Here is a 20,019-nt window from a genome sequence, read left to right as displayed (position 1 = left end):
GCCATCCACTGGTCGCGGATCATCCGGTCGGACAGGCCGACGCCGGCTATCGAGCCGTACTTGCGCCACACCAACGAGCGCACGCGTCCCAAACGCGCGGCCTGCTCGATGAGCTGCCTGTATTTACTGCCGTTGAGATCTTTGCCGTAGGCGATGCGGGTGACCTTCACTCGCCGCCGCCCTTCAGCTCCTGCATGAGCTGCACCGTGGCCCGCTTCGGGCCTCGAAGGACGGGTGTAAGACAGCACGCACGTCGGACTCGTCGAAGTACCGCTGCCCGGTAGGAGTGCGCTTCGCCGTGATACGGCCCTTGCGCTCCCCCCGGCGGACAGTCGATGCCGACCGTCCGATCCTCGCGGCGAACTCGCCAATCCGATACAGGCTCATGGCGAGCACGTCTAGACAGCTCTGCACAAGAAATCAAAGTCTAGTCACCCCTTCCTTGAGCGTCGGAACCCCTGGCTTCGGCCGTGGCGAGGAAGTCAACTCAACCCCCGCCGCCGGTCTGCCCCCCATCATGCATCCCGCACCGACACAATCCCGCGACGCCCGCCTTGATCCTTCTGTCATCGTATTACCGATATATCCCGCTTTATCCAAGCAAAGAAGGGGACGACGACAGCCTGTTCAGGGCACGCCGGTGGACCGCAGATGGAGGAGATTGTGGGCTGCCGTGACGGATTGATCGCCCTTTTCGGGGGACAATCACCTGAACTATGGACATTGACTATGCGGCCATCGAGTCAACACGTGAAGGAATCCGCGACCGCTACCTCCAGGAGCGGCGGCCGCCCAGCAGCGCACGTGGCCTCCACCACTTCGCCCTGCTCTCCTCCAACGTCGAACGTACGATCCAGTTCTACCAGGAGCTGCTGGAGTTCCCGCTAACCGAGATCTTCGAGAACCGGGACTACAAGGGCTCCAACCACTTCTTCTTCGACATCGGCAACGGCAACCTGCTGGCCTTCTTCGACTTCCCCGGCCTCGACCTCGGCCCGTACCAGGAGGTTCTCGGCGGCCTGCACCACATCGCGATCTCCGTCGACCCCGTCAGCTGGGAACGGCTGCGGGGCAAACTGGAGGCGGCAGGCGTACCACACGTCCTGGAAAGCGGCGCCTCGATCTACTTCCGCGACCCCGACGGAGCCCGCCTGGAACTCCTCGCCGACCCCCTCGGCGAAATGTACGGCTCCCGCGTCCTCTAACCCCTCGTCGGGCTCAACCTTCAGCGACGGGAAGCGCGGCGCGTGCGGGGAACTCCTTCGCGGGGGACCGGGGCGTTGGCGGCGTGTCGTTCCGCGCGTTCGGCCTTCTGCTCGATGACGGCCTGGCGGAGCAGGTTCCGCAGGCGCTTCTTCCTGGCCTTGCGCTCGTGCCGGATCGCGGGGGTGAGCTTGGGCATGGGAGCCTCCCAGTGCTTGCGCCTCGGCGTGTCCCCCGGTCGCGCCCGTTCCGTCGTGGATTCTTCCTATCCCAGTCGCGGCCATACTTGAACCCATGCGCCTCACTGAATTCTGGGATCGGATGAACACCCACTTCGGCGCGGGGTATGCGGAATCGTGGGCCCGTGACTACGTCATCGCCGACCTGGGCGGCCGGACGGTGGAGCAGGCCCTGGCCGACGGCGTGGGCGCCAAACAGGTCTGGCGAGCTGTCTGCCAGGCCGTGGACGTGGACACGCGCCTGCGCTGACATACCTCTGGCACGCGGAGCCGAGGCACGCGGTGGATCAGGATTCGGCCAGGAGTTTCTTGACCGAGTCGGCGGTGAGATCGAGGTCATCCGCGCTTTCCTGGCCGTCGGGCGACCAGAGGAAGAGCCAGCCGTCCTTCGCGGGCGTGGCGAAGACGATCGTCTGCCTGCCGGTGTGCGGATGCCAGACCCAGAGGACGGGGTCGTCGCCCCCCAGCATGCGGCTCACGAGCCCGCGCTCCGGTAACTGCTCGGCCAGCGCCTCCAGATGGGTACGGCGTTGCCGGGCGTACGCGCTGGTGCTCGCCACGTCGCCACCTAGGGGTTCGCAGTTCCTCGGCCGCGCGAACGGCCCGTTTCCTCAAGGATCGCTGCAGGTCAGTGGCATGGCAACAGCTCAGAGAGAATGCCCGGGAATGTGACTCTGAGGTTGGGGTGGCCAGTGGCATTCGTGGGTGGATGCGCAGTCCCAGCGGAGCGCATCTCGTGTTCCGGGTGAGATCGAACAGTCGTTCGGCTATATTTGACCTGCCGCCTTGGTACGTCGCCTCTCCCCGTGAGGCTCGGAAAATGTCGGCGGCACCCCGTAGCTTTCCGGTGACCGAGAAAACCACGACCCTCACAGGGGGCACCCCAATGGCAATCAACGACCGCGAGAAGGCCCTTGAGACCGCCCTCGCCCAGATCGAGCGGCAGTTCGGCAAGGGCTCCGTCATGCGCCTCGGCGATGATGCCCGAGCCCCCATCGAAGTGATCCCGACCGGGGCGATCGCGCTGGACGTCGCGCTCGGCATCGGCGGCTTCCCCCGCGGCCGGATCGTCGAGGTCTACGGCCCGGAATCCTCGGGTAAGACCACGGTCGCCCTGCACGCGGTGGCCAACGCCCAGCGCGCGGGCGGCATCGCCGCCTTCATCGACGCGGAGCACGCGCTCGACCCCGAATACGCCAAGAAGCTCGGCGTCGACGTGGACGCGCTCCTGGTCTCCCAGCCGGACACCGGCGAGCAGGCCCTGGAGATCGCCGACATGCTGATCCGCTCCGGCGCGGTGGACATCATCGTCATCGACTCGGTGGCCGCCCTGGTCCCGAAGGCCGAAATCGAGGGCGAGATGGGCGACAGCCACGTCGGCCTCCAGGCCCGCCTGATGTCCCAGGCCCTGCGCAAGGTCGCTGGCGCCCTCAACAACACCGGCACCACCGCCATCTTCATCAACCAGCTCCGCGAGAAGATCGGCGTGATGTTCGGCTGCTTCTCGTACAGCACGCGGGTGACGCTGGCCGACGGCACGCAGGAGAAGATCGGCAAGATCGTCAACCAGCGTCTGGACGTCGAAGTCCTGTCCTACGATCCGGAGACCGACCGGGTGGTGCCGCGCCGCATCGCCAACTGGTTCGACAACGGCAACGCGGAGCGTTTCCTGCAGTTCACCGTCGCCAAATCCGGTGGAAACGGCAAAGCGCAGTTCGCGGCCACGGAGAACCACCTGGTCCGCACCCCCGGCGGCTGGGCCGAAGCCGGCGAGCTCATCGCCGGTGACCGTGTCATGATCTCGGAAACCCATCGGCTCAGCGATTCGCAGTGGCAGGTGATCCTCGGCTCGGTCATGGGGGACGGCAACCTCTCGCCCAACCGCCGGGGCCGGTCCGGCGTTCGGTTCCGGATGGGTCATGGGGCCGAGCAGGAGGCGTATCTCGACTGGAAGTGCTCCCTTCTGGGCAACGTCGGCCATTCGAAGAGCACCAACGCGACGGGAGCGGTGTTCGCTGATTTCACCCCACTCCCCGAGCTCGACGAGCTTCGCCAGGTGGTCTACTTCGGCGACGGCAAGAAGCACCTGACGTGGGAGTTCCTCAAGGCACTCACCCCGCTCGCCCTCGCTGTGTGGTACATGGACGACGGTGGGTTCACGGTTCGCTCCAAGGGTCTTCAGGCGCGCACCGAAGGCGGTTCCGGGCGGATCGAGATCTGCGTCGAGGCCATGAGCGAGGGGTCGCGGGATCGGCTGGCCGACTACCTGCGCGACACTCATGGGCTCGACGTCAAGCTCCGGCACGCGGGCTCGCGTCAGGTCGCGGTGCTCCAGTTCAGCACCGAATCCTCGGCGAAGTTCCAGCAGCTGGTCGCCCCCTACGTGCACCCGTCGATGGCCTACAAGCTGCTGCCCCGCTTCCAGGGCCGGTTCGCGGTCGAGCCGCAGTTCGCGGAACCGGAGAACCGGCTGGTCCCGGCTGCGATTCTCGATGTCCACGTCAAGCCGAAGACGCGTTCGATGAAGAAGTTCGACCTTGAGGTCGAGGGCACGCACAACTACTTCGTCGACGGGGTCATGGTTCACAACAGCCCGGAGACCACCACAGGCGGCAAGGCGCTGAAGTTTTACGCCTCGGTCCGTCTCGACGTCCGCCGGATCGAAACCCTCAAGGACGGCACCGAGCCGGTCGGCAACCGCACCCGCGTGAAGGTCGTCAAGAACAAGATGGCCCCGCCCTTCCGCGTCGCCGACTTCGACATTCTGTACGGCTTCGGCATCTCCCGCGAAGGCGGCCTGATCGACATGGGCGTCGAACACGGCTTCGTCCGCAAGGCCGGCGCCTGGTACACCTACGAAGGCGACCAGCTCGGCCAGGGCAAGGAGAACGCCCGCAACTTCCTCAAGAACAACCCCGACATCGCCAACGAGATCGAAAAGAAGATCAAGGAAAAACTCGGCGTCGGCCCCCGCATCGACACCCCTCCCACTCCTCCCACCACCCCCGCCCCCACAACCACCTCCACAGCCCGCACCAAGTCCACCCCCAAGCCCGGCGACGTCTAACCCACCCCTCCAACGCCAGCGCCCACATCCAAGGGCTAACCGTGGTCCTCCCACCCACCCCCCTTGTAAGGCGCTGGCGCTCGCCCCCTCGTGTGATGGACCACGCCTTGCGAGGAAGGGCCTTGGACACCGGCCTTCGATCCTTCTATGGCGGTGGTTTCGGGAAGGGTTTCTACCCGCGTTCCTTTGGGCGCGGGTGCCTGGCTCTCCGGGGGTGGGCTTGAGAGGTGCCTGGGTGTTGGTGCTGGGTTTTCTGAGGCAGGCGGTTTCGGAGGAGGGCGGTGCCTGCCCGTGCTCTCTTGGGGGTGGGCGCTTGAGCTCCCGAAGGGGATGGACCACGTCCATGACGACGGCCATATGCGCGGCGGTTGTCTGATCGGCGGTGGATTTCCCCACCCTGGAGTTGGTGTGGCGACATGACCTGGAATTTGGCTTTTGAAGCGCTGTGCGGATAAGTCGAATATCAAAGTCTATGCTGGGTGGAAGTTAGTTTTGGGGGTGGTGCCATGAGTGGGTCCGGCGCTCAAGGTGTTGAGGCTCAAGGTGTTGAGGTGGCTGAATCCGGTGCGCTACGGAATGTGGCGTTTGATCTTGATGCATATATGCGGCGTAGTCGGAGCGGGTCTTGCTTCGTCTGTGCCGTAGTCGAGGGCAAGCCTGGGTACGATCTTGAGCAGATCGTGTATGAGGACGAGCAGCACATTGCCTTCTTGGATCGTTACCCAACGATGCCCGGCAAGGTGCTGGTCGCTCCGAAGACTCATGTCGAGCACGTGGTGCGTGATTTGGATGAAGACGCATATCTGCGGTTGATGAGGATCGTTCGTCGAATTGCTCTCGCTGTTGAACAAGTCGTCCCGTCCGAACGCACCTACCTGCTCTCGCTGGGCAGCCAGCAGGGCAATTCACATCTCCACTGGCATATCGCCGCGTTGCCACCTGAAACTCCGTATGAGCAACAGCAATATCACGCCCTGATGACCGAGAACGGTGTAATCCCCTGGACGCTTGAACAGGCGGTCCTCCTCGCCCATCAACTTCGGACAGTCCTGGCCGGGCACCAATGATGGACCATTGGGAGGATTCGGATGGCGAGACTTCAAACCGCAGGACGCCGAGGCGCGGATCGTCCGAGGGCGAGTCTTCTGAGGGCGGGGTTTCCAGCCGTGGGACGTCGGGGCGTGAGTCGTTCGAGCGCGGATTGCCGGAGGGTGGGTCTTCTGGGTGGGAGTCTTCTGGGCGTGGGTCTTCAGGTCGGCGGTCTTCTAACCGGAGGGCGTCCAGGCGTGAATCGTCCGAGCGAGAGCCTTCGGGGCGTGGGTCTTCTGAGCGGCGAGATGAGGTTAGTCCGGAGGCCAAGGCGCGAGCTGTTTGTCTGCGGCTGCTGACGCTGGCGCCCAGGACTCGGGCGCAGCTGGCGGAGGCGTTGCGTAAGCGGGAAGTGCCCGAGGATGTGGCCGAGGCGGTTCTGGAACGGTTCTCGGAGGTTGGGCTGATCGATGATGAGGCATTCGCCGCCGCATGGGTGAGTTCGCGGCACACAGGACGAGGTCTTGCCAGGAAGGCTCTGGCTCAAGAACTGCGCCATCGCGGAGTGCCCGAGGACACGGTGAAGGACGCTGTGCAACAGCTCGACCCAGACGAGGAAGTGGAAACCGCTCGGCGCCTGGTGGCTCGAAAGCTCCCTGGCACCAGGAACTCCGACCCCCAGGCACGAACGCGCAAGCTGGTCGGCATGCTGGCCCGCAAGGGCTACTCACCCGCCCTGGCCTTCCGCATCGTCCGCGAGGCACTCGAACACGAAGGCATCACCGACCCCGACAGCACTCAAGACGACGACATCCTGCAAGCCGAGATCCACGACGACGAAATCTAGAGAGACCGCAGCGACCGCATTACGGATGCATCGGTGGCTTGGTGAGCATCAAGCGGTGTGCAACCGGAGGCCTCTACCAATGGGGGTACGGAGAGTGTCACCCCGGCGAGACCGCCTTCGAAGGAAGATGCCATGAGCCGCCTGACCGCATACATGATCGTCTTGTACCGGAACATGAGCCGCCCGACCCGCTACATCGTCACGGGCGTCATCGCCGTGCTCGTCGTCGGCGTCGCGATCGCCGGAATCACCAGAACCTGGAACACAAACGTCGTATACATGCTGGTAGTGGCTGGGGCGATCACCATCGTTCAAATTCTTCGCGCAGGTCCACCCGACAAGGAACCCGATTCCGAGCAGTGACGCCGTATTTGCGCCGAACGCCCTAAAGCGGATCGACGGGTCCGGCGACCTGCCGGAGCTGGATGCCCAGGATCTCGCGTGGCCCCCGCCGTGATCGCCGACCTCGTCACGGACCGCCCCGACCTGTGCCTTGCCGCGTTCCCGAGCGGCCGGTGAGGCGGCCGTGCGGCTCCTTCAGGCAGTGGGCGGGGTGGTTGCAGATCTGCCTGAGCCCGGTCAGGACCTTCACCACCAGGCCACGCCTGGCCATGCGGTCGGAGTCGGCGATCCGCGCCATGCTCTCGCGGACGGCGGCCGCGTAGCGCGGGACTCGGAGACGAGAGCACGCCCGGTCTCCCCGGCGCCACGCTCGACGACGTCCGCCGCCTCCAAGACAGGACCCGCGACGAGCGCGTTTCACCGGTGAAGACTGGCACTGGGGCCGCCGTCTCCGCCCGCGACCGCCTCACCCTGCTGATACGGGAAGCCTCGGCCGTCGAGTTCGAGGGGCCGGTGCTGCTGGTCTGGGGCAAGGGTACGCCTGGTTACTATCCGGCGCTGGTGACCTGGGGTGAGGGCCTACACCTATTTCCGTCGCGCCGGGGCGAGGCCACGGCTTGCCCAAAGAGATCGATGACGCAGAGGGACGAGGGCACGCCCGGTTCTCCCCGGCGCGGGCGGGTCTGGGACGAGGGACTGTACGTACTTCCGCGCGCGGGGCGCGGCCACGGCTTGGCTGGGGAGATCAATGACGCTGGGGGAAATCGACGAGGCCAAGGAGCGCGCCGGGCGAACGTCCGAGAGCCTTGATCTTGTCATGGGTCAGGTTCTCGACTTGTGATCAACGGAGAGCAGCCCGCGTCGGATCCCCCCGAGGCTAGTGATCTGGGCGGCTCGGGGATGGGTGGTCATCTTGACATCGGTGGTGACATCAATGAGCCCGAAAGCCGTCCGCCGGCGACCACGAGCGGCTTCCGGTCGGGCGTGGACTGGAGGGTGACGTGGCGTTTGGCGGGGGGTGAAGGTTGAGGGTGAGGTGGTTGGGGGAGGTTTGGGGTGAGGTGTATGGGGTGTTAGGGGTTGGGGTTTTCGGGGGAGGGCTGTGGGTTGGGGACTGGGGCTCCAGAGGTTGTGGGTCGTCGAGATGATCGAGGAAAAGTCGCTTGACAGAGCGTCTTTGCTTGCTCGTTACCTCTCTGACGCTTAATCTCGACCGCAGTGAGGAGTTACTCCGCGCAGCGCGGATTGCCATAACGGTGAGTTACGGACCCTGACCGCTCTTGGGTGCGATATTTGCCCTGGTGACGCCAGTGTGACGCCACCAGGCGTTGCCGTGCTGTGCGTGTGACCCCTTTACCGGCTGACGCTAGGAGGGGTGGGCGCGCAATGGATATGACGATCGTGATCGTGCTGGCAGTGGCGGTGCTGCTGGCGGCGTTCGTAGCGATTGCCGCCCTCCTGGTTCTGTTGCTGCGCCGTACCGCTCCGAAGGAGACCGGGCCGACGGCCGAGCAGATCGCTCAGTTGAAGGCGGAGCTGACTGAGAAGGAGTTGGAGCAGGCGCGGCGGGACGCCGATGAGATCCGGGTGCGGGCCGAGAGCGACGCGGGGGAGATCATCCGCAAGTCTGAGGCGCTGGTGGAGAACGCGGCGCTGATGCGGCGGGAGGTCGAGGAGGAGTCGCGGATCCTCAAGAACGAGTTGAAGGAGCTGCGCGCCGATCTGGAGCGCAGGGAGAACCGGCTGGGGGAGCGGGAGCAGCGGCTCGACGAGGAGGCACGCCGGCAGGCCGAGCGGGCCAGGCAGCTGGCGGAGACCGAGACCGAGCTGGCCGATCGGCGGGTTGAGCTGGATCAGGTGGCGGAGAAGCGGCGGCAGATCCTGGAGCGGGTCGCGGGGCTGACGGCCGAGCAGGCCAAGAACGAGCTGGTCAAGGAGATCGAGAACCAGGCCAAGCGGGAGGCCGCGCTGATCGTCCGGGAGATCGAGAGCGATGCGCGGAAGGAGGGGGAGAAGCGGGCCTGCAAGATCGTGACGCTGGCGGTGCAGCGGGTGGCGACCGAGCAGACGGCCGAGTCTGTGGTGAGTGTGCTGCACTTGCCGGGGGATGAGATGAAGGGCCGGATCATCGGGCGAGAAGGGCGGAATATCCGGGCGTTCGAGTCGACCACCGGGGTCAATCTGATCATCGATGACACGCCGGAGGCGGTGCTGTTGTCGTGTTTCGATCCCGTTCGCCGGGAGACCGCCAGGTTGACCCTGGAGAAGCTGGTGCTCGACGGGCGGATTCACCCGCAGCGCATCGAGGAGGCCTACGAGCGCAGCAAGGCCGAAGTGCAGGATCTTTGTATACGGGCGGGGGAGGATGCCCTGGTCGAGCTGGGCATCACCGATATGCACCCCGAACTGGTCACCTTGCTCGGCCAGCTTCGCTACCGCACGTCATACGGCCAGAACGTGTTGAAGCATCTCATCGAGTCGGCGCACATCGCCGGGATCATGGCCTCGGAGCTGCGGCTCGACCGTGATCTCGTCAAGCGCTGCGCGCTGCTGCACGACATCGGCAAGGCGCTCACCCACGAGGTCGAGGGCAGCCACGCCCTGATCGGCGCCGAGATCGCCCGCCGGTATGGCGAGCACGAGGACGTCGTGCACGCCATCGAGGCCCACCACAACGAGGTCGAGGTCCGCACCGTCGAAGCCGTCCTCACCCAGGCCGCCGACGCCATCAGCGGCAGCCGCCCAGGCGCCCGCCGCGAATCCCTCGAGGCCTACGTCAAGCGCCTGGAGCGCCTGGAGGAGATCGCCCAGTCCTACGAGGGCGTCGACAAGGTCTTCGCCATGCAGGCCGGCCGCGAGATCCGCGTCATGGTGCGCCCCGACAACGTCGACGACATCCAGGCCCAGGTGATCGCCCGCGACGTCGCCAAACAGGTCGAAGAGGAACTCACCTACCCAGGCCAGATCCGCATCACAGTGGTCCGCGAATCCCGGGCCACCGAATTCGCCCGCTGACTCAGGTTTCTGGTTCCGGGCGGAAGAGTTGTTCGTAGAAGGCCAGTTCGGCTGCCAGGGCCGCGGTCTTGCTTTCCAGGCGGCGGAAGCCGTGGCTTTCGCCCTCGAAGGACAGGTAGGTGCAGGGGACGCCACGATCGGTCAGGGCGGTGGCGAAGGCTTCGGCTTGGGAGGGGGGAACCACCGGGTCGGCCAGGCCCTGCATGAGGAGCATGGGGCAGGAGACCTCGGCGGCTCGGGAGAGGGGTTCCCGGGAGGAGTACAGGGATTCCGGGCCGACGAGCCATTCGACGTAGCGGGATTCGAAGTCGTGGGTGGCGGCGACCAAGGGGGCCAGGGCGCTGACGCCGGCGATGGAGACGCCGCCGCAGAAGACGGTGGAGGCGGCGCAGGCGGCCATCACGGTCCAGCCGCCCGCGCTGGCACCGCGCACCGCGATCCGAGCCGGGTCGGCGAGACCTTCGGCCGCGAGCCACTGGGCCGCCGCGACCGTGTCCTCCACGTCCACCACACCCCACTGCCCGCGCAGCCGCTCACGATAGGCACGCCCGTATCCCGTCGAACCCCCGTAGTTGACCTCAAGGACGCCGATCCCTCGCGTGGTGAAGAACGCCTTCTCCAAGCTCAACTCGGTCGTGGCATGCCCAGTCGGACCCCCATGAACGAAAACCACATAGGGTGCGGGTTCCACCGAAGGCGGTGGGTAGAGGTAGGCGTGGACGCGGCGGCCGAAGCTGCCTTCTATCTCGACTGAGCGGGGTTTGGGCAGGTAGGCGATGTCGGGCAGTTCGGCGATGTCGCGGCGCAGTCCCTCGACGCGCCCGGTGACGATGTCGACGCGGACCACCGAGCGGGGCACGTCGGAGCCGTAGGCGATGCCCACCAGGGTGTTCCCGTCCGCGCTCAGGGCGGGCCGCCAGCCGGAATACGGGACGTCGAGGTCGGCGAGGGATCCGGTCTCCGGATCCAGGATGCCCAGGCGCAGGTCCCCCTGTCCGTGCAGGACCGCGAGCCGGCCGCCCCCCAGCACGAGGTACGGCAACCCGCCCAACTCCCACAACGGCCAAGCGAACTCCTCCTCAGCCGGATACAACGCCTGCGAAGAAGTCCCGAAGATCCCGATCTGATAGAGGTTCCACCACCCCGACCAATCAGAGATCAGATAAAGGTTCCGGTTATCCCGCCACTGCGGCGCGAGCACGGACTCGCTCATCCCGCCCTTGACCGTCCACGAACTGCCGTCCTCAAGCCGCGTGATCCGCAACTCGGTCCCCGTCCACGGCAACCGCGGATGATTCCAGCAGATATAAGCGAGATGCTCCCCATCCGGCGACAAAGCCGGAGAAGCATAGAAATCGCTACCGGCGACCACCTCCGTCACCTCACCCGACAAGGTCACCGAAGCAAGCGCCCGATCCACTTTCCCGTCGTGATGCCGCTCCCGCACGCACCAGACCACCCCGGCGGCGAACAGCAGATCGCCGTACCTATGCTCGGAATCCGCCGTCAACGCCCGGGGCGTACCCCCGTCGGTCAGGTAGAGCCGCTGGTCGGAATGGTTGACGAAGACCACGCCCACGCCGGGGACGACCACGTAGGACCGCCCGCCGTACTCGTGCACCCGCGACCGCGCGTCCCAGGGGGCGGCGATGAGCTCGCGGCGGGTGCCGTCGGCGGCGCGGTGGACGATGGTGCGGCGGCCCGCTTCGGCCGGCCGGTCCTCCTCCCACCAGACCTCCTCGCCGAGCACGGTGGGGAAGCCGAGGCGCAGCCCTGACCTGGCCACGTCGGCGGTGGAGATCGGTGGTCGCTCGGGGGACATGACTGGCATCCTGCCGGAAAAGCGGGGTCGCGCGCGGCCGGTTATCCCTTTTCGAGGACGGGCGGCGACAGGTACCTCGTGGCCAGCAGCCCCAGGTAGTCGATCACCGCCCGATGCCATGACCCGTCCTCGTACATCGTCCGCAGTGCCTCCTCCACGTCATCCCGCAACCCGATCGCGTTGGGCGCGAGGCGGATGCCGTACCGCACCTCGGCGAGATCGCGGCCGAGGAAGCGGAAGCGGCCGGGATACTGCGCGGAGATTCCGGCCAGGACGGGGGCGTCGGCGATGATCGCGTCGATGCGCCGGTCGGCGAGGAGCGGGCCGCAGGCGGCGGGCACGTTCGCCTCGGCGACGAAGACGTTCTGCCAGGTGGTGCCGAAGCGTTCGACCAGCGGCGCGACGTCGGCGCGGGTGCCGCAGACCCGTGCTGATCGCAGGGCCCGGAGCGTGCGCAGCTCCTGCGTGCGGACCAGCAGGTCCTTGGTGGTCACCAGGTACGGCCCGGCGTAGCGTCCGCCGACCGCGCCAAGGCTGAGATCGGCCTCCCCGGCGTCGAAGGTGTAGCGGATCTGGTCGTCCCGGTATCCGAGCTCGCGCGCCACGTAGTGCGCCACCGCGATGTCGAACCCGGCCCAGCCGCCCCCGGGCAGCTTGTCCACCAGCCCGGGCTGCCCCGCCCGCACCCCGATCACGAGGCTGCCGCTGCCCCCACACGCGGTGAGGAAAACGGCCGCCATACCCAGAACAACGACGCGCCACACCCGATCAGGATCAGATCAGGCGCGCGCTACGCCCCGCAATGACACGTCAAACCTTGACCACCCCACGTCTACAACGACGCCGGGGCCGTCACGGAATCGGGTGGCGCGACCGGTTTCGCGGTGGTCTTGCGGCTGCGCCGGCTGCGCTTCTCCAGCCAGGTCGCCACCTGCCCGACCGCCACGTTGATCAGGATGTAGATGAACGCCATCACGATCACCGACGGGATCAGGTTGCGGAAGTTGGAGGGCAGGATGCGCGCCCCGGCGTTCAGCAGGTCCTCGTAGGCGACGATGAAGCCCAGCGCGGTGTCCTTGAGCAGCACCACCAGCTGGCTCACGATGGCCGGCATCATCGCGGTGACCGCCTGCGGCAACAGGATCAGCCGCATCGCCTGGCCCTTGCGCAGCCCGACCGCGAGGGCGGCCTCGGTCTGCCCGCGCGGCAGCGACGAGATGCCCGCCCGGACGATCTCGGCGAGCACCGAGCCGTTGTACATGACCAGGCCGAAGACGACGGCGCTGAAGGAGGTGACGGTCAGGCCGAAGACGGCGCTGCCGCCGTACTGGGCGAAGAAGATCATGATGAGTAGCGGGATGGCCCGGAAGAACTCGACGATCGCCCCGGCCGGGATGCGGATCCAGGTGTGCTCGGACAGCCGGGCCATGCCGAACACGAACCCGAACGGCACGGCGATCAACGCCGCCGTCGCCGCCGCGCTGAGCGTGTTCCACAACCCGGGCAAGATCAGATTGACCCAGACATCCGCCCGCAGGAACGGCTCCCACAACGCCGCATCAAACTGGCCTTTTTCGTCAAATTTCCGATAGCCCAGGTAGGCCAGCACGACCAGCAGCACCGCGAACAGGACGGTGAGCACCAGGTTGCGCCGCCGCCCGCGCGGTCCCGGGGCGTCGTAGAGGACGCTCGCCCTCATCGTGCCACCGCCAGTCGCCGGGCCAGCCAGCCGAACAGCAGCCCGACCGGCAGGGTGAGCACCAGGAACCCGAGCGCGAACCCGAGGAAGATCGGGACCACCGCCTCCTGATGCCGCTCGAACAGGGATTTCATGGTGAGCGAGGCCTCCGCGACGCCGATCGCGGCAGCGATCGTGGTGTTCTTGATCAGCGCGATCAGCACGCTGCCCAGCGGCGCGATCACCGCGCGGAAGGCCTGCGGGAGCACGATGTGCCGCAGGTTCTGGGTGAAGGTCAGCCCGAGCGCACGGGCGGCCTCCGCCTGCCCGATCGGGACGGTGTTGATCCCCGATCTGATGGCCTCGCAGACGAAGGCCGCCGTGTAGAGCGACAGGCCGATGATGGACAGCCAGAGGTAGTTGACGGACAGGCTCTCGGAGAACGAGACGTCCAGCACAAGACCGAGCCCGAGCCCGCAGAACACGATCACCAGGGTGAGCGGCGTGTTCCGCAGCGCGTTGACATAGGTGGCGGCCACGGTGCGGAGCACGCCCAGCGGGCTCACCCGCATCGTGGCCAGCACCGTGCCCAGCACCAGGGCGGCCACGGCGGTGGCCAGCGTGAGCCGTACGGTCAGCCAGAACGCGCCCAGAATGACCGGCAGCTCGTCGAAGAGAGCGGACGTTGAGGAAAAAGACGTTGAGGAAAAAGACACCGCCTACCTACCTCCGCTACCGGCGCTCGATCAGTACCGCTCCAGCGCCGGAGGCGAGGCGAAGAACTGGCCGAACTCGCCGAAGTTGGCGTCGACGTACTTCTTCCAGGAGCCGTCCTTGAACATCTTGTCGATGGCGTTGTTGATCTTGTCGCGGGTTTCCTTGTCGTCCTTCTTCAGGCCGATGCCGTACTTCTCCTCGGAGAAGGGCTGGCCGACGAGGCGGAACTTGCCAGGGGACTGGGCGGCGAAGCCGGCCAGGATGGTGGCGTCGGTGGAGATCGCGTCCACCTGGCTCTGCTCGAGCAGCGGCAGGCAGGCGCCGTAGCCCTGCTGCTCGGTCAGGTACTGGCCCTTCCACGGCTCGCCGAACTTCTCCACCAGCCGGGCGGGAGAGGAGGACCCCTGCGCGCCGCAGACCTTCTTGGTGGCGAGCGAGTCGACGTTGGCGATCCCGGTGTCCGCGGCCCGGGTGAGGATGTCCTGCCCGGTGATCAGGTACGGCCCGGCGAAGGAGATCACTTCCTTGCGGGCGTCGGTGATCGAGTAGGTGGCGACCACGATGTCGACCTGACCCTGCTGGATGAACGGCTCCCGGTTCGCGGAGACGGTCTCCTTGAACTCGATCTGGTCGTCGCTGTAGCCCAGTTCCTTGGCGACATACTTGGCCACATCTACGTCGAAGCCCTTGACCGAGCCGTCCGGCTGCTTCAGGCCGAGCCCGGGCTGGTCGAACTTGACGCCGATCACAAACTTGTCGTCGCCACTGCAGGCGGCAAGACTCGTGGCCAATGCCGCTGCGGCCAAAAGAACGGCTCCGATTCGGCGGACTCGCATAACTGCCACCTCTTCCAATTCACTGAGCCGGGTCTCGGCTCGGGGGAATGTGCGATTCAGTGCGTAAGGATCTTGCTGAGGAAGTCCCGGGCGCGGTCGGTGCTCGGATTGGTGAAGAACTCGTCGGGGGCGGCCTGCTCGATGATCTGGCCGTCGGACATGAACACCACGCGGTTGGCGGCCCGGCGGGCGAAGCCCATCTCGTGGGTGACCACCAGCATGGTCATCCCGTCCCTGGCCAGGGAGATCATGACGTCCAGCACCTCCTGGACCATCTCGGGGTCCAGCGCGGAGGTGGGCTCGTCGAAGAGGATCATCTTCGGGTCCATGGCCAGCGCCCGGGCGATGGCCACCCGCTGCTGCTGGCCGCCGGAGAGCTGAGCGGGGTACTTGGCCGCCTGGGAGGCGATCCCGACCCGTTCGAGGAGCTCCATGCCGCGCTGTTCGGCCTGAGCGCGGGCGATCTTGCGGACCTTGGTCGGGCCGAGGGTGACGTTCTCCAGGATGGTCTTGTGGGCGAAGAGGTTGAACTGCTGGAACACCATGCCGACCTCGGAGCGGAGCCGGGCCAGCGCCCGGCCCTCGACCGCGAGGGAGTGGCCGTCGAAGGTGATGGACCCGGAGTCGATCGTCTCCAGGCGGTTGATGACGCGGCAGAGCGTCGACTTGCCGCCACCGGACGGGCCGATGACCACGACCACCTCGCCACGCGTGACGTCCAGGTCGATGTCTCTCAGCACGTGCAGCGCGCCGAAGTGCTTGTTTACCTTCTCCAGACTGACAAGTGAAGTCGATCTGTCGGCTTCCGTCATGGTCAACAAAAGTAAGGGGGTCTTCATAACCAAGTCACTAACCAGCCGGTACCGATCCCATCACGGCTTTTCCCGGAATCCTCCCTGGTCGGTCCCTGCTCGGGGCCCATGCCGGCCGGGACAGGCGCCCGATTCAGTGGCGGCATGAGTGATTCCTTCCGGCGCCACGCCGCCGCCGGGTCGTTGGTGGCCTGGCCTGTCCTGCTCTTCCTCGCCTTCCTCACCTCGCCTCCCGGGACCGACCACAACCCCGCGCTCTTCCTGGCTCACGCGACGAAGGTGCAGGTCAGCGCCGTGCTCTTCCTGTGGGCCACGGCCGCGATGATCCCCGGCATGCTGGCGCTGGCCGGGCTGCTGCGGGAGCGCGCGCCCCGGCCGGCCAACCTGGGCGCGGCCGTCGGCATGATCGGTTCCGCCGCCGCGGTGAGCCTGTTCATGACCGACTTCTACGACCTGGCGCTCGCCCAGACCCTGCCCGCCGACCAGGCGGTGGCGGTCACCGCCGCCGCGGGCGACCTGGCGGGGTTTGTCTACGGGATTCTGATTCCGGCGTTCCTGTCGCATGTGGGGGCGCTGATCCTGACGATCTCGCTGGCCGCGACCCGGGTCGGGCCGTGGTGGCTGCCGGTTCTGGTGGTCGCCGGGATCGCCATCCCGTTCCTCACCGCCGAGCAGCCGCCCGCCGTGCAGTCCACCGGGGCGCTGTGCCAGCTCGTCGCGTACGGCTGGGCGGCGTGGCGGGTGCTCAGAACCCCGATTCCCGCGCGCGGCTGACCGCGCTGACCCGATCGCCCACATGCAGCTTGGCGAAGATGTTGGAGACGTGGTTGCGCACGGTCTTGTGGGTCAGCGCCAGCCGCTCCGCGATCTGCGGGTTGGTGAGATGCGAGGTCATCAGCCCCAGGATCTCCCGCTCCCGGGGCGTCAGCTGGGGCAGACTCTGGTCGCGCCTGGCCAGCCCGGAGAAGTAGCCGATCAGGCGGTTGGCGATGGCCGGGCCGAACACCGCGTCTCCGGCGGCCACGGCCCGGATCGCCCGGGACAGTTCCACCCGGCGGGCGCCCTTGACGACATAACCTCGGGCGCCCGCGCGCAACGCCGCGAACACCGACTCGTCGTCATCGGACATGCTCAAGATCAGCACCCGGATATGCGGGTTGTCGCGCAGAATGCGTTCGGTGGCGACCACGCCGCCCATGCCCGGCATGGTCAGATCCATCAGCACGACATCCGGCTGGAGCTGGTTGATCAGCGCCAGCGCCTGCTCGCCGTTGGCGACCTGGTCGACCACCTTGATGCCGTCCAGCGGCGAGAGCAGCGCCACCAGTCCCGCCCGGAACGCCGGATGGTCGTCAACGAGCAGGATGTTGATGGGTTCCATGGTTTCCCCCTCTGGCCGGGAGCATCGCGAGCACGCGTGTGCCGCCCTCCTGGCGTGGTTCGATCGTGCACCATCCGCCCAGTTCGGCGGCACGGTCGCGCATCGACAGCGTGCCGACCCCGGCCTTGCCTTCCGGCCCGCGGCCGTTGTCGCACACCTCAAGGCTAAGCGTCTCGTCGATGGCGGACAGACGCAACCAGGCCCGCGACGCGCGAGCGTGCCTGCGCACGTTGGCCAGCGCCTCGACGGCGATGTGATAGGCCGCGACCTCGGTCGCGGCGGGCAGCGCGGGCAGCTCCGCCGGGGCCTCGATCCGGATCGTGAGCTCGCCCGGCAGGCCCGCGACGTGCGACGACAGCGCCCGCAGCAGCCCCAGCGAATCCAGCGCGGGCGGCCGCAGCCCCTCGATCAGCGCCCGCACGTCCGCCACCGCCGCCTCCGCGTCCCCGATGATCTCCTCCAGCAGCTCCCTGGCCGGCCCAGGCCCCACCAGGTCCTGTACGGCTTCCGCCCGCATCGTCAACGCCGCGAGCGTCGGCCCGAGACCGTCATGGAGATCGTTGCGAATCCGGCGGCGCTCCTCTTCGATGTCGAACAGGCCGTACCAGAGCACGGCCACGCCGATCGCGGCCAGGACGAGGGTCATCGCGGCCGCGCCGGCCAGCTCCCAGAACGGGCTGAGCACGGGCCAGATCTGGTCGGGGAAGCCGTCGCGCAGGCCCGCGACCAGGCGTGCGATCACGATCAGCCCGGCCAGGCTCACGGCGTAGACCAGCCACTTGACCTGGGCGCGCTCGGTGGCCCTGGTGTGGCGGGCGCGCATGGCCAGGTTGACGGCGCCGGCGATGAACAGGATGCCGGTGAAGACGGGGAAGCCGATGTCCGCGACCTGGGCGGCGCCTTCCATGGCCGGGACGCCGAGGGGGTTGATCACGGCGGTGCCGTACCCGAGCTGGCTGTTCGGGCCGGGGCGGAGGCGCTGGGGATCGCGGCGAGGGCGGCGGTGACGGCGGCGGTCCACATGAGCGGGCGCCAGTGGGGGACGGGAGCCGTCCCGACGGGAGGACCAGGGGGATCGTGGTGATGGCGAGGTTCGCGGGGATCCACAGCCAGGTTTGCGGCCAGGCGAAGAACGTCGCGTCCGGGTTGTTCAGGGCGAGCTGGCCGCAGGCGTCCAGGAGGGCGAAGGACAGGCCGGTGGTGGCCAGGAGCAGGCCGATCATGTTGCCTGGACGGCGCACGTTGATCAGGCCGCCGATGATCGCGCCGGCCGCGACGAAGACCAGGTGGCTCTGCTGGATCAGGTCGGACCCGTTCCGTACGCCCAGCGCCACGGCCGCGACGACCAGGAGCAGGCTCGCCACGCAGGCGCCCAAGGCCGCAAATCGCACCCTGACCTCCCGGAATGCAGCTCCGGTCACAGGGTATCGGGGATCGGGCGCGTTACGCTCGCGGGAGCGCCTAGGCTTGTGGGTTGAGATGACTGCCACGACTCAGGAGAGCACCAGGACGTACGAGGTACGGACCTATGGGTGCCAGATGAACGTCCACGACTCCGAGCGTCTGTCCGGGCTGCTGGAGGACGCGGGATACGTGCGCGCGCCCGAGGGGGAGCCCGCCGACGTCGTCGTGTTCAACACCTGTGCGGTGCGGGAGAACGCCGACAACCGGCTTTACGGGAACCTCGGGCATCTGCGGCCCCGCAAGCTCAGCAATCCGGGCATGCAGATCGCGGTCGGGGGGTGTCTGGCGCAGAAGGATCAGGGCGAGATCGTGCGGCGGGCGCCGTGGGTGGACGTCGTGTTCGGCACGCACAACATCGGGTCGCTGCCGGTGCTGCTGGAGCGGGCCCGCATCGCCGAAGAGGCCCAGGTCGAGATCAAGGAATCCCTGGAGACGTTTCCGTCGACGTTGCCGACCAAGCGTGAGTCGGCTTACGCGGCGTGGGTGGCTATTTCGGTCGGGTGTAACAACACGTGCACGTTCTGCATCGTGCCCGCGTTGCGGGGCAAGGAGAAGGATCGCCGGCCCGGTGACATCCTCAGCGAGATCCGCACCCTGGTCGACCAGGGCGTGCTGGAGATCACGCTGCTCGGGCAGAACGTCAACACCTACGGCGTCGAGTTCGGGGACCGCCTTGCCTTCGGCAAGCTCCTGCGCTCCTGCGGCTCGGTCGACGGGCTCGAGCGGGTCCGGTTCACCTCGCCGCATCCCGCCGCGTTCACCGACGATGTCATCGCCGCCATGGCGGAGACGCCGAATGTCATGCATCAGTTGCACATGCCGTTGCAGTCCGGGTCTGACCGGATCCTGAAGGCGATGCGTCGCTCGTACCGGGCTGAGCGTTATCTCGGCATCATCGAACGTGTGCGCGCGGCCATGCCTGATGCCGCGATCTCCACCGACATCATCGTCGGCTTCCCGGGCGAGACCGAGGACGACTTCCAGGGCACCCTCGACGTCGTGCGCGCCGCCCGCTTCGCCAACGCCTTCACCTTCCAGTACTCGATCCGGCCTGGCACGCCCGCCGCGACCATGCCCGACCAGATTCCCAAGGCCGTCGTCCAGGAGCGGTACGAGCGACTGGTCGCCCTCCAGGAAGAGATCGCCTGGGCGGAGAACAAGGCGCAGGTCGGCAAGGTCCTGGAAGTCCTCATCGCCGAGGGCGAAGGGCGCAAGGACGGCGCCACCCACCGCCTCTCCGGCCGCGCCCCCGACAACCGCCTCGTCCACCTGGCCCCCGCCGACGCCCGACCTGGGGATATGGCCACCGTCGAGGTCACGTACGCGGCGCCGCATCACCTGGTCGCCGACAAGGTGCTTACGGTGCGCCGCACTCGCGCGGGCGACGCCTGGCAGAACCGCCAATCCCAGCCTTCGGCCCCGGCTGCGGTGAATCTCGGCATGCCCAGCATCGGCCGCCCCGCCGCCACCACCGAACCCCTCGCCTGCTCGTAACGGGATGCGGTGGCTCTCCCACCCACCCACCCTTTGTTTCCCTTCGGGCTCCGCCCGGCCCCGCCATCGCCGT

General features: G+C 67.1%; 20 protein-coding genes and 4 pseudogenes. 12 read left to right on the top strand and 12 right to left on the bottom strand.

The genetic code is table 11. The features are described 5' to 3' along the window. Positions 1-213: 213 nt before the first annotated feature. Positions 214-387, bottom strand: a pseudogene (locus ABGB08_RS52220) (MerR family transcriptional regulator); the annotation flags it as partial. 329 nt (positions 388-716) lie between these two features. Here ABGB08_RS52220 and ABGB08_RS52215 point away from each other — a divergent pair. Further along, positions 717-1,205, top strand: a complete 489-nt coding sequence (locus ABGB08_RS52215) for a VOC family protein (RefSeq protein ID WP_155360553.1) — start codon at positions 717-719, stop codon at positions 1,203-1,205. A gap of 20 nt (positions 1,206-1,225) precedes the next feature. Here the strand turns inward: ABGB08_RS52215 and ABGB08_RS52210 are convergent, their stop codons facing one another. Continuing rightward, positions 1,226-1,402: a hypothetical protein gene (locus ABGB08_RS52210; protein ID WP_347607257.1), complete on the bottom strand. Its 177-nt coding sequence runs from the start codon at positions 1,400-1,402 to the stop codon at positions 1,226-1,228. A 95-nt stretch (positions 1,403-1,497) separates the two neighbouring features. Between ABGB08_RS52210 and ABGB08_RS52205 the strand changes: the two genes are divergently transcribed. Next, positions 1,498-1,692: a DUF3046 domain-containing protein gene (locus tag ABGB08_RS52205; protein WP_155360555.1), complete on the top strand. Its 195-nt coding sequence runs from the start codon at positions 1,498-1,500 to the stop codon at positions 1,690-1,692. Positions 1,693-1,729: 37 nt separating this feature from the next. Here ABGB08_RS52205 and ABGB08_RS52200 read toward each other — a convergent pair whose 3' ends face one another. Continuing rightward, complete coding sequence (locus tag ABGB08_RS52200) at positions 1,730-2,002, bottom strand: hypothetical protein (protein ID WP_347607253.1); 273 nt, start codon at positions 2,000-2,002, stop codon at positions 1,730-1,732. A 326-nt stretch (positions 2,003-2,328) separates the two neighbouring features. On the opposite strand from ABGB08_RS52200, the pseudogene recA reads away from it, so the two are divergent. The 7 genes and pseudogenes from recA to ABGB08_RS52165 all read left to right on the top strand — a co-directional run. Beyond that, a pseudogene (recA, locus tag ABGB08_RS52195) lies at positions 2,329-2,940 on the top strand (recombinase RecA); the annotation flags it as partial. Beyond that, positions 2,932-3,792 (top strand): annotated as a pseudogene (locus tag ABGB08_RS52190) (recombinase RecA); the annotation flags it as partial. The pseudogenes recA and ABGB08_RS52190, both read left to right, overlap by 9 nt. Beyond that, a pseudogene (locus tag ABGB08_RS52185) lies at positions 3,789-4,215 on the top strand (hypothetical protein); the annotation flags it as partial. The pseudogenes ABGB08_RS52190 and ABGB08_RS52185, both read left to right, overlap by 4 nt. Beyond that, positions 4,204-4,509 (top strand): hypothetical protein, encoded by a 306-nt coding sequence (locus ABGB08_RS52180; protein ID WP_347607266.1) that lies wholly within the window; start codon positions 4,204-4,206, stop codon positions 4,507-4,509. The pseudogene ABGB08_RS52185 and the gene ABGB08_RS52180, both read left to right, overlap by 12 nt. A gap of 551 nt (positions 4,510-5,060) precedes the next feature. Further along, entirely contained in the window at positions 5,061-5,576 is a 516-nt protein-coding gene (locus ABGB08_RS52175) for an HIT family protein (protein WP_347607250.1), read from the top strand. 308 nt (positions 5,577-5,884) lie between these two features. Then, positions 5,885-6,385, top strand: coding sequence for a regulatory protein RecX (locus tag ABGB08_RS52170; protein WP_347607263.1), 501 nt, complete (start codon positions 5,885-5,887; stop codon positions 6,383-6,385). Between the two features lie 132 nt (positions 6,386-6,517). Next, entirely contained in the window at positions 6,518-6,748 is a 231-nt protein-coding gene (locus ABGB08_RS52165; RefSeq protein WP_347607247.1) for a hypothetical protein, read from the top strand. A gap of 106 nt (positions 6,749-6,854) precedes the next feature. Here the strand turns inward: ABGB08_RS52165 and ABGB08_RS52160 are convergent, their stop codons facing one another. Then, a complete protein-coding gene (locus tag ABGB08_RS52160; RefSeq protein WP_347607244.1) occupies positions 6,855-7,025 on the bottom strand; it encodes a hypothetical protein in 171 nt (56 codons plus the stop codon). A 1,094-nt stretch (positions 7,026-8,119) separates the two neighbouring features. Between ABGB08_RS52160 and rny the strand changes: the two genes are divergently transcribed. Beyond that, positions 8,120-9,742, top strand: a complete 1,623-nt coding sequence (gene rny / locus ABGB08_RS52155) for a ribonuclease Y (RefSeq protein ID WP_347607242.1) — start codon at positions 8,120-8,122, stop codon at positions 9,740-9,742. 1 nt (position 9,743) lies between these two features. Here rny and ABGB08_RS52150 read toward each other — a convergent pair whose 3' ends face one another. The 6 genes from ABGB08_RS52150 to ABGB08_RS52125 all read right to left on the bottom strand — a co-directional run bounded on the left by ABGB08_RS52150 (position 9,744) and on the right by ABGB08_RS52125 (position 15,607). Beyond that, complete coding sequence (locus ABGB08_RS52150; RefSeq protein WP_347607239.1) at positions 9,744-11,564, bottom strand: prolyl oligopeptidase family serine peptidase; 1,821 nt, start codon at positions 11,562-11,564, stop codon at positions 9,744-9,746. 41 nt (positions 11,565-11,605) lie between these two features. Beyond that, entirely contained in the window at positions 11,606-12,328 is a 723-nt protein-coding gene (locus ABGB08_RS52145) for a transporter substrate-binding domain-containing protein (RefSeq protein WP_155360560.1), read from the bottom strand. A 68-nt stretch (positions 12,329-12,396) separates the two neighbouring features. After that, positions 12,397-13,263: an amino acid ABC transporter permease gene (locus tag ABGB08_RS52140; protein WP_347607235.1), complete on the bottom strand. Its 867-nt coding sequence runs from the start codon at positions 13,261-13,263 to the stop codon at positions 12,397-12,399. Next, on the bottom strand, positions 13,260-13,907 hold the full coding sequence (locus ABGB08_RS52135) for an amino acid ABC transporter permease (protein ID WP_347607260.1): 648 nt from the start codon (positions 13,905-13,907) through the stop codon (positions 13,260-13,262). The genes ABGB08_RS52140 and ABGB08_RS52135 overlap by 4 nt, the downstream gene beginning before the upstream one ends. A gap of 81 nt (positions 13,908-13,988) precedes the next feature. Continuing rightward, entirely contained in the window at positions 13,989-14,708 is a 720-nt protein-coding gene (locus ABGB08_RS52130; protein WP_307729841.1) for a glutamate ABC transporter substrate-binding protein, read from the bottom strand. A gap of 143 nt (positions 14,709-14,851) precedes the next feature. Beyond that, a complete protein-coding gene (locus tag ABGB08_RS52125; protein ID WP_155350254.1) occupies positions 14,852-15,607 on the bottom strand; it encodes an amino acid ABC transporter ATP-binding protein in 756 nt (251 codons plus the stop codon). 144 nt (positions 15,608-15,751) lie between these two features. On the opposite strand from ABGB08_RS52125, the gene ABGB08_RS52120 reads away from it, so the two are divergent. After that, positions 15,752-16,381: a hypothetical protein gene (locus tag ABGB08_RS52120; protein WP_347607232.1), complete on the top strand. Its 630-nt coding sequence runs from the start codon at positions 15,752-15,754 to the stop codon at positions 16,379-16,381. Here ABGB08_RS52120 and ABGB08_RS52115 read toward each other — a convergent pair. Both ABGB08_RS52115 and ABGB08_RS52110 read right to left on the bottom strand, forming a co-directional pair. After that, the gene (locus ABGB08_RS52115; protein WP_347607229.1) at positions 16,353-16,988 is read right to left on the bottom strand and encodes a response regulator transcription factor; all 636 of its coding nucleotides are present in this window, start codon (positions 16,986-16,988) and stop codon (positions 16,353-16,355) included. The genes ABGB08_RS52120 and ABGB08_RS52115 overlap by 29 nt on opposite strands. After that, positions 16,960-18,009 (bottom strand): histidine kinase, encoded by a 1,050-nt coding sequence (locus ABGB08_RS52110; protein WP_347607226.1) that lies wholly within the window; start codon positions 18,007-18,009, stop codon positions 16,960-16,962. The genes ABGB08_RS52115 and ABGB08_RS52110 overlap by 29 nt, the downstream gene beginning before the upstream one ends. A 458-nt stretch (positions 18,010-18,467) precedes the next feature. On the opposite strand from ABGB08_RS52110, the gene miaB reads away from it, so the two are divergent. Beyond that, positions 18,468-19,946 carry a tRNA (N6-isopentenyl adenosine(37)-C2)-methylthiotransferase MiaB gene (gene miaB / locus ABGB08_RS52105; RefSeq protein WP_347607223.1) on the top strand — a complete coding sequence of 493 codons (1,479 nt, stop codon included), beginning with the start codon at positions 18,468-18,470 and terminating at the stop codon, positions 19,944-19,946. Positions 19,947-20,019: the final 73 nt, after the last annotated feature.

This window comes from Acrocarpospora sp. B8E8 (genome assembly GCF_039871605.1).
GTDB lineage: Bacteria > Actinomycetota > Actinomycetes > Streptosporangiales > Streptosporangiaceae > Acrocarpospora > Acrocarpospora macrocephala.
The sequence above is the reverse complement of the archived record's forward strand: the minus strand, read 5'-3'. Positions and strand labels throughout refer to the sequence as shown.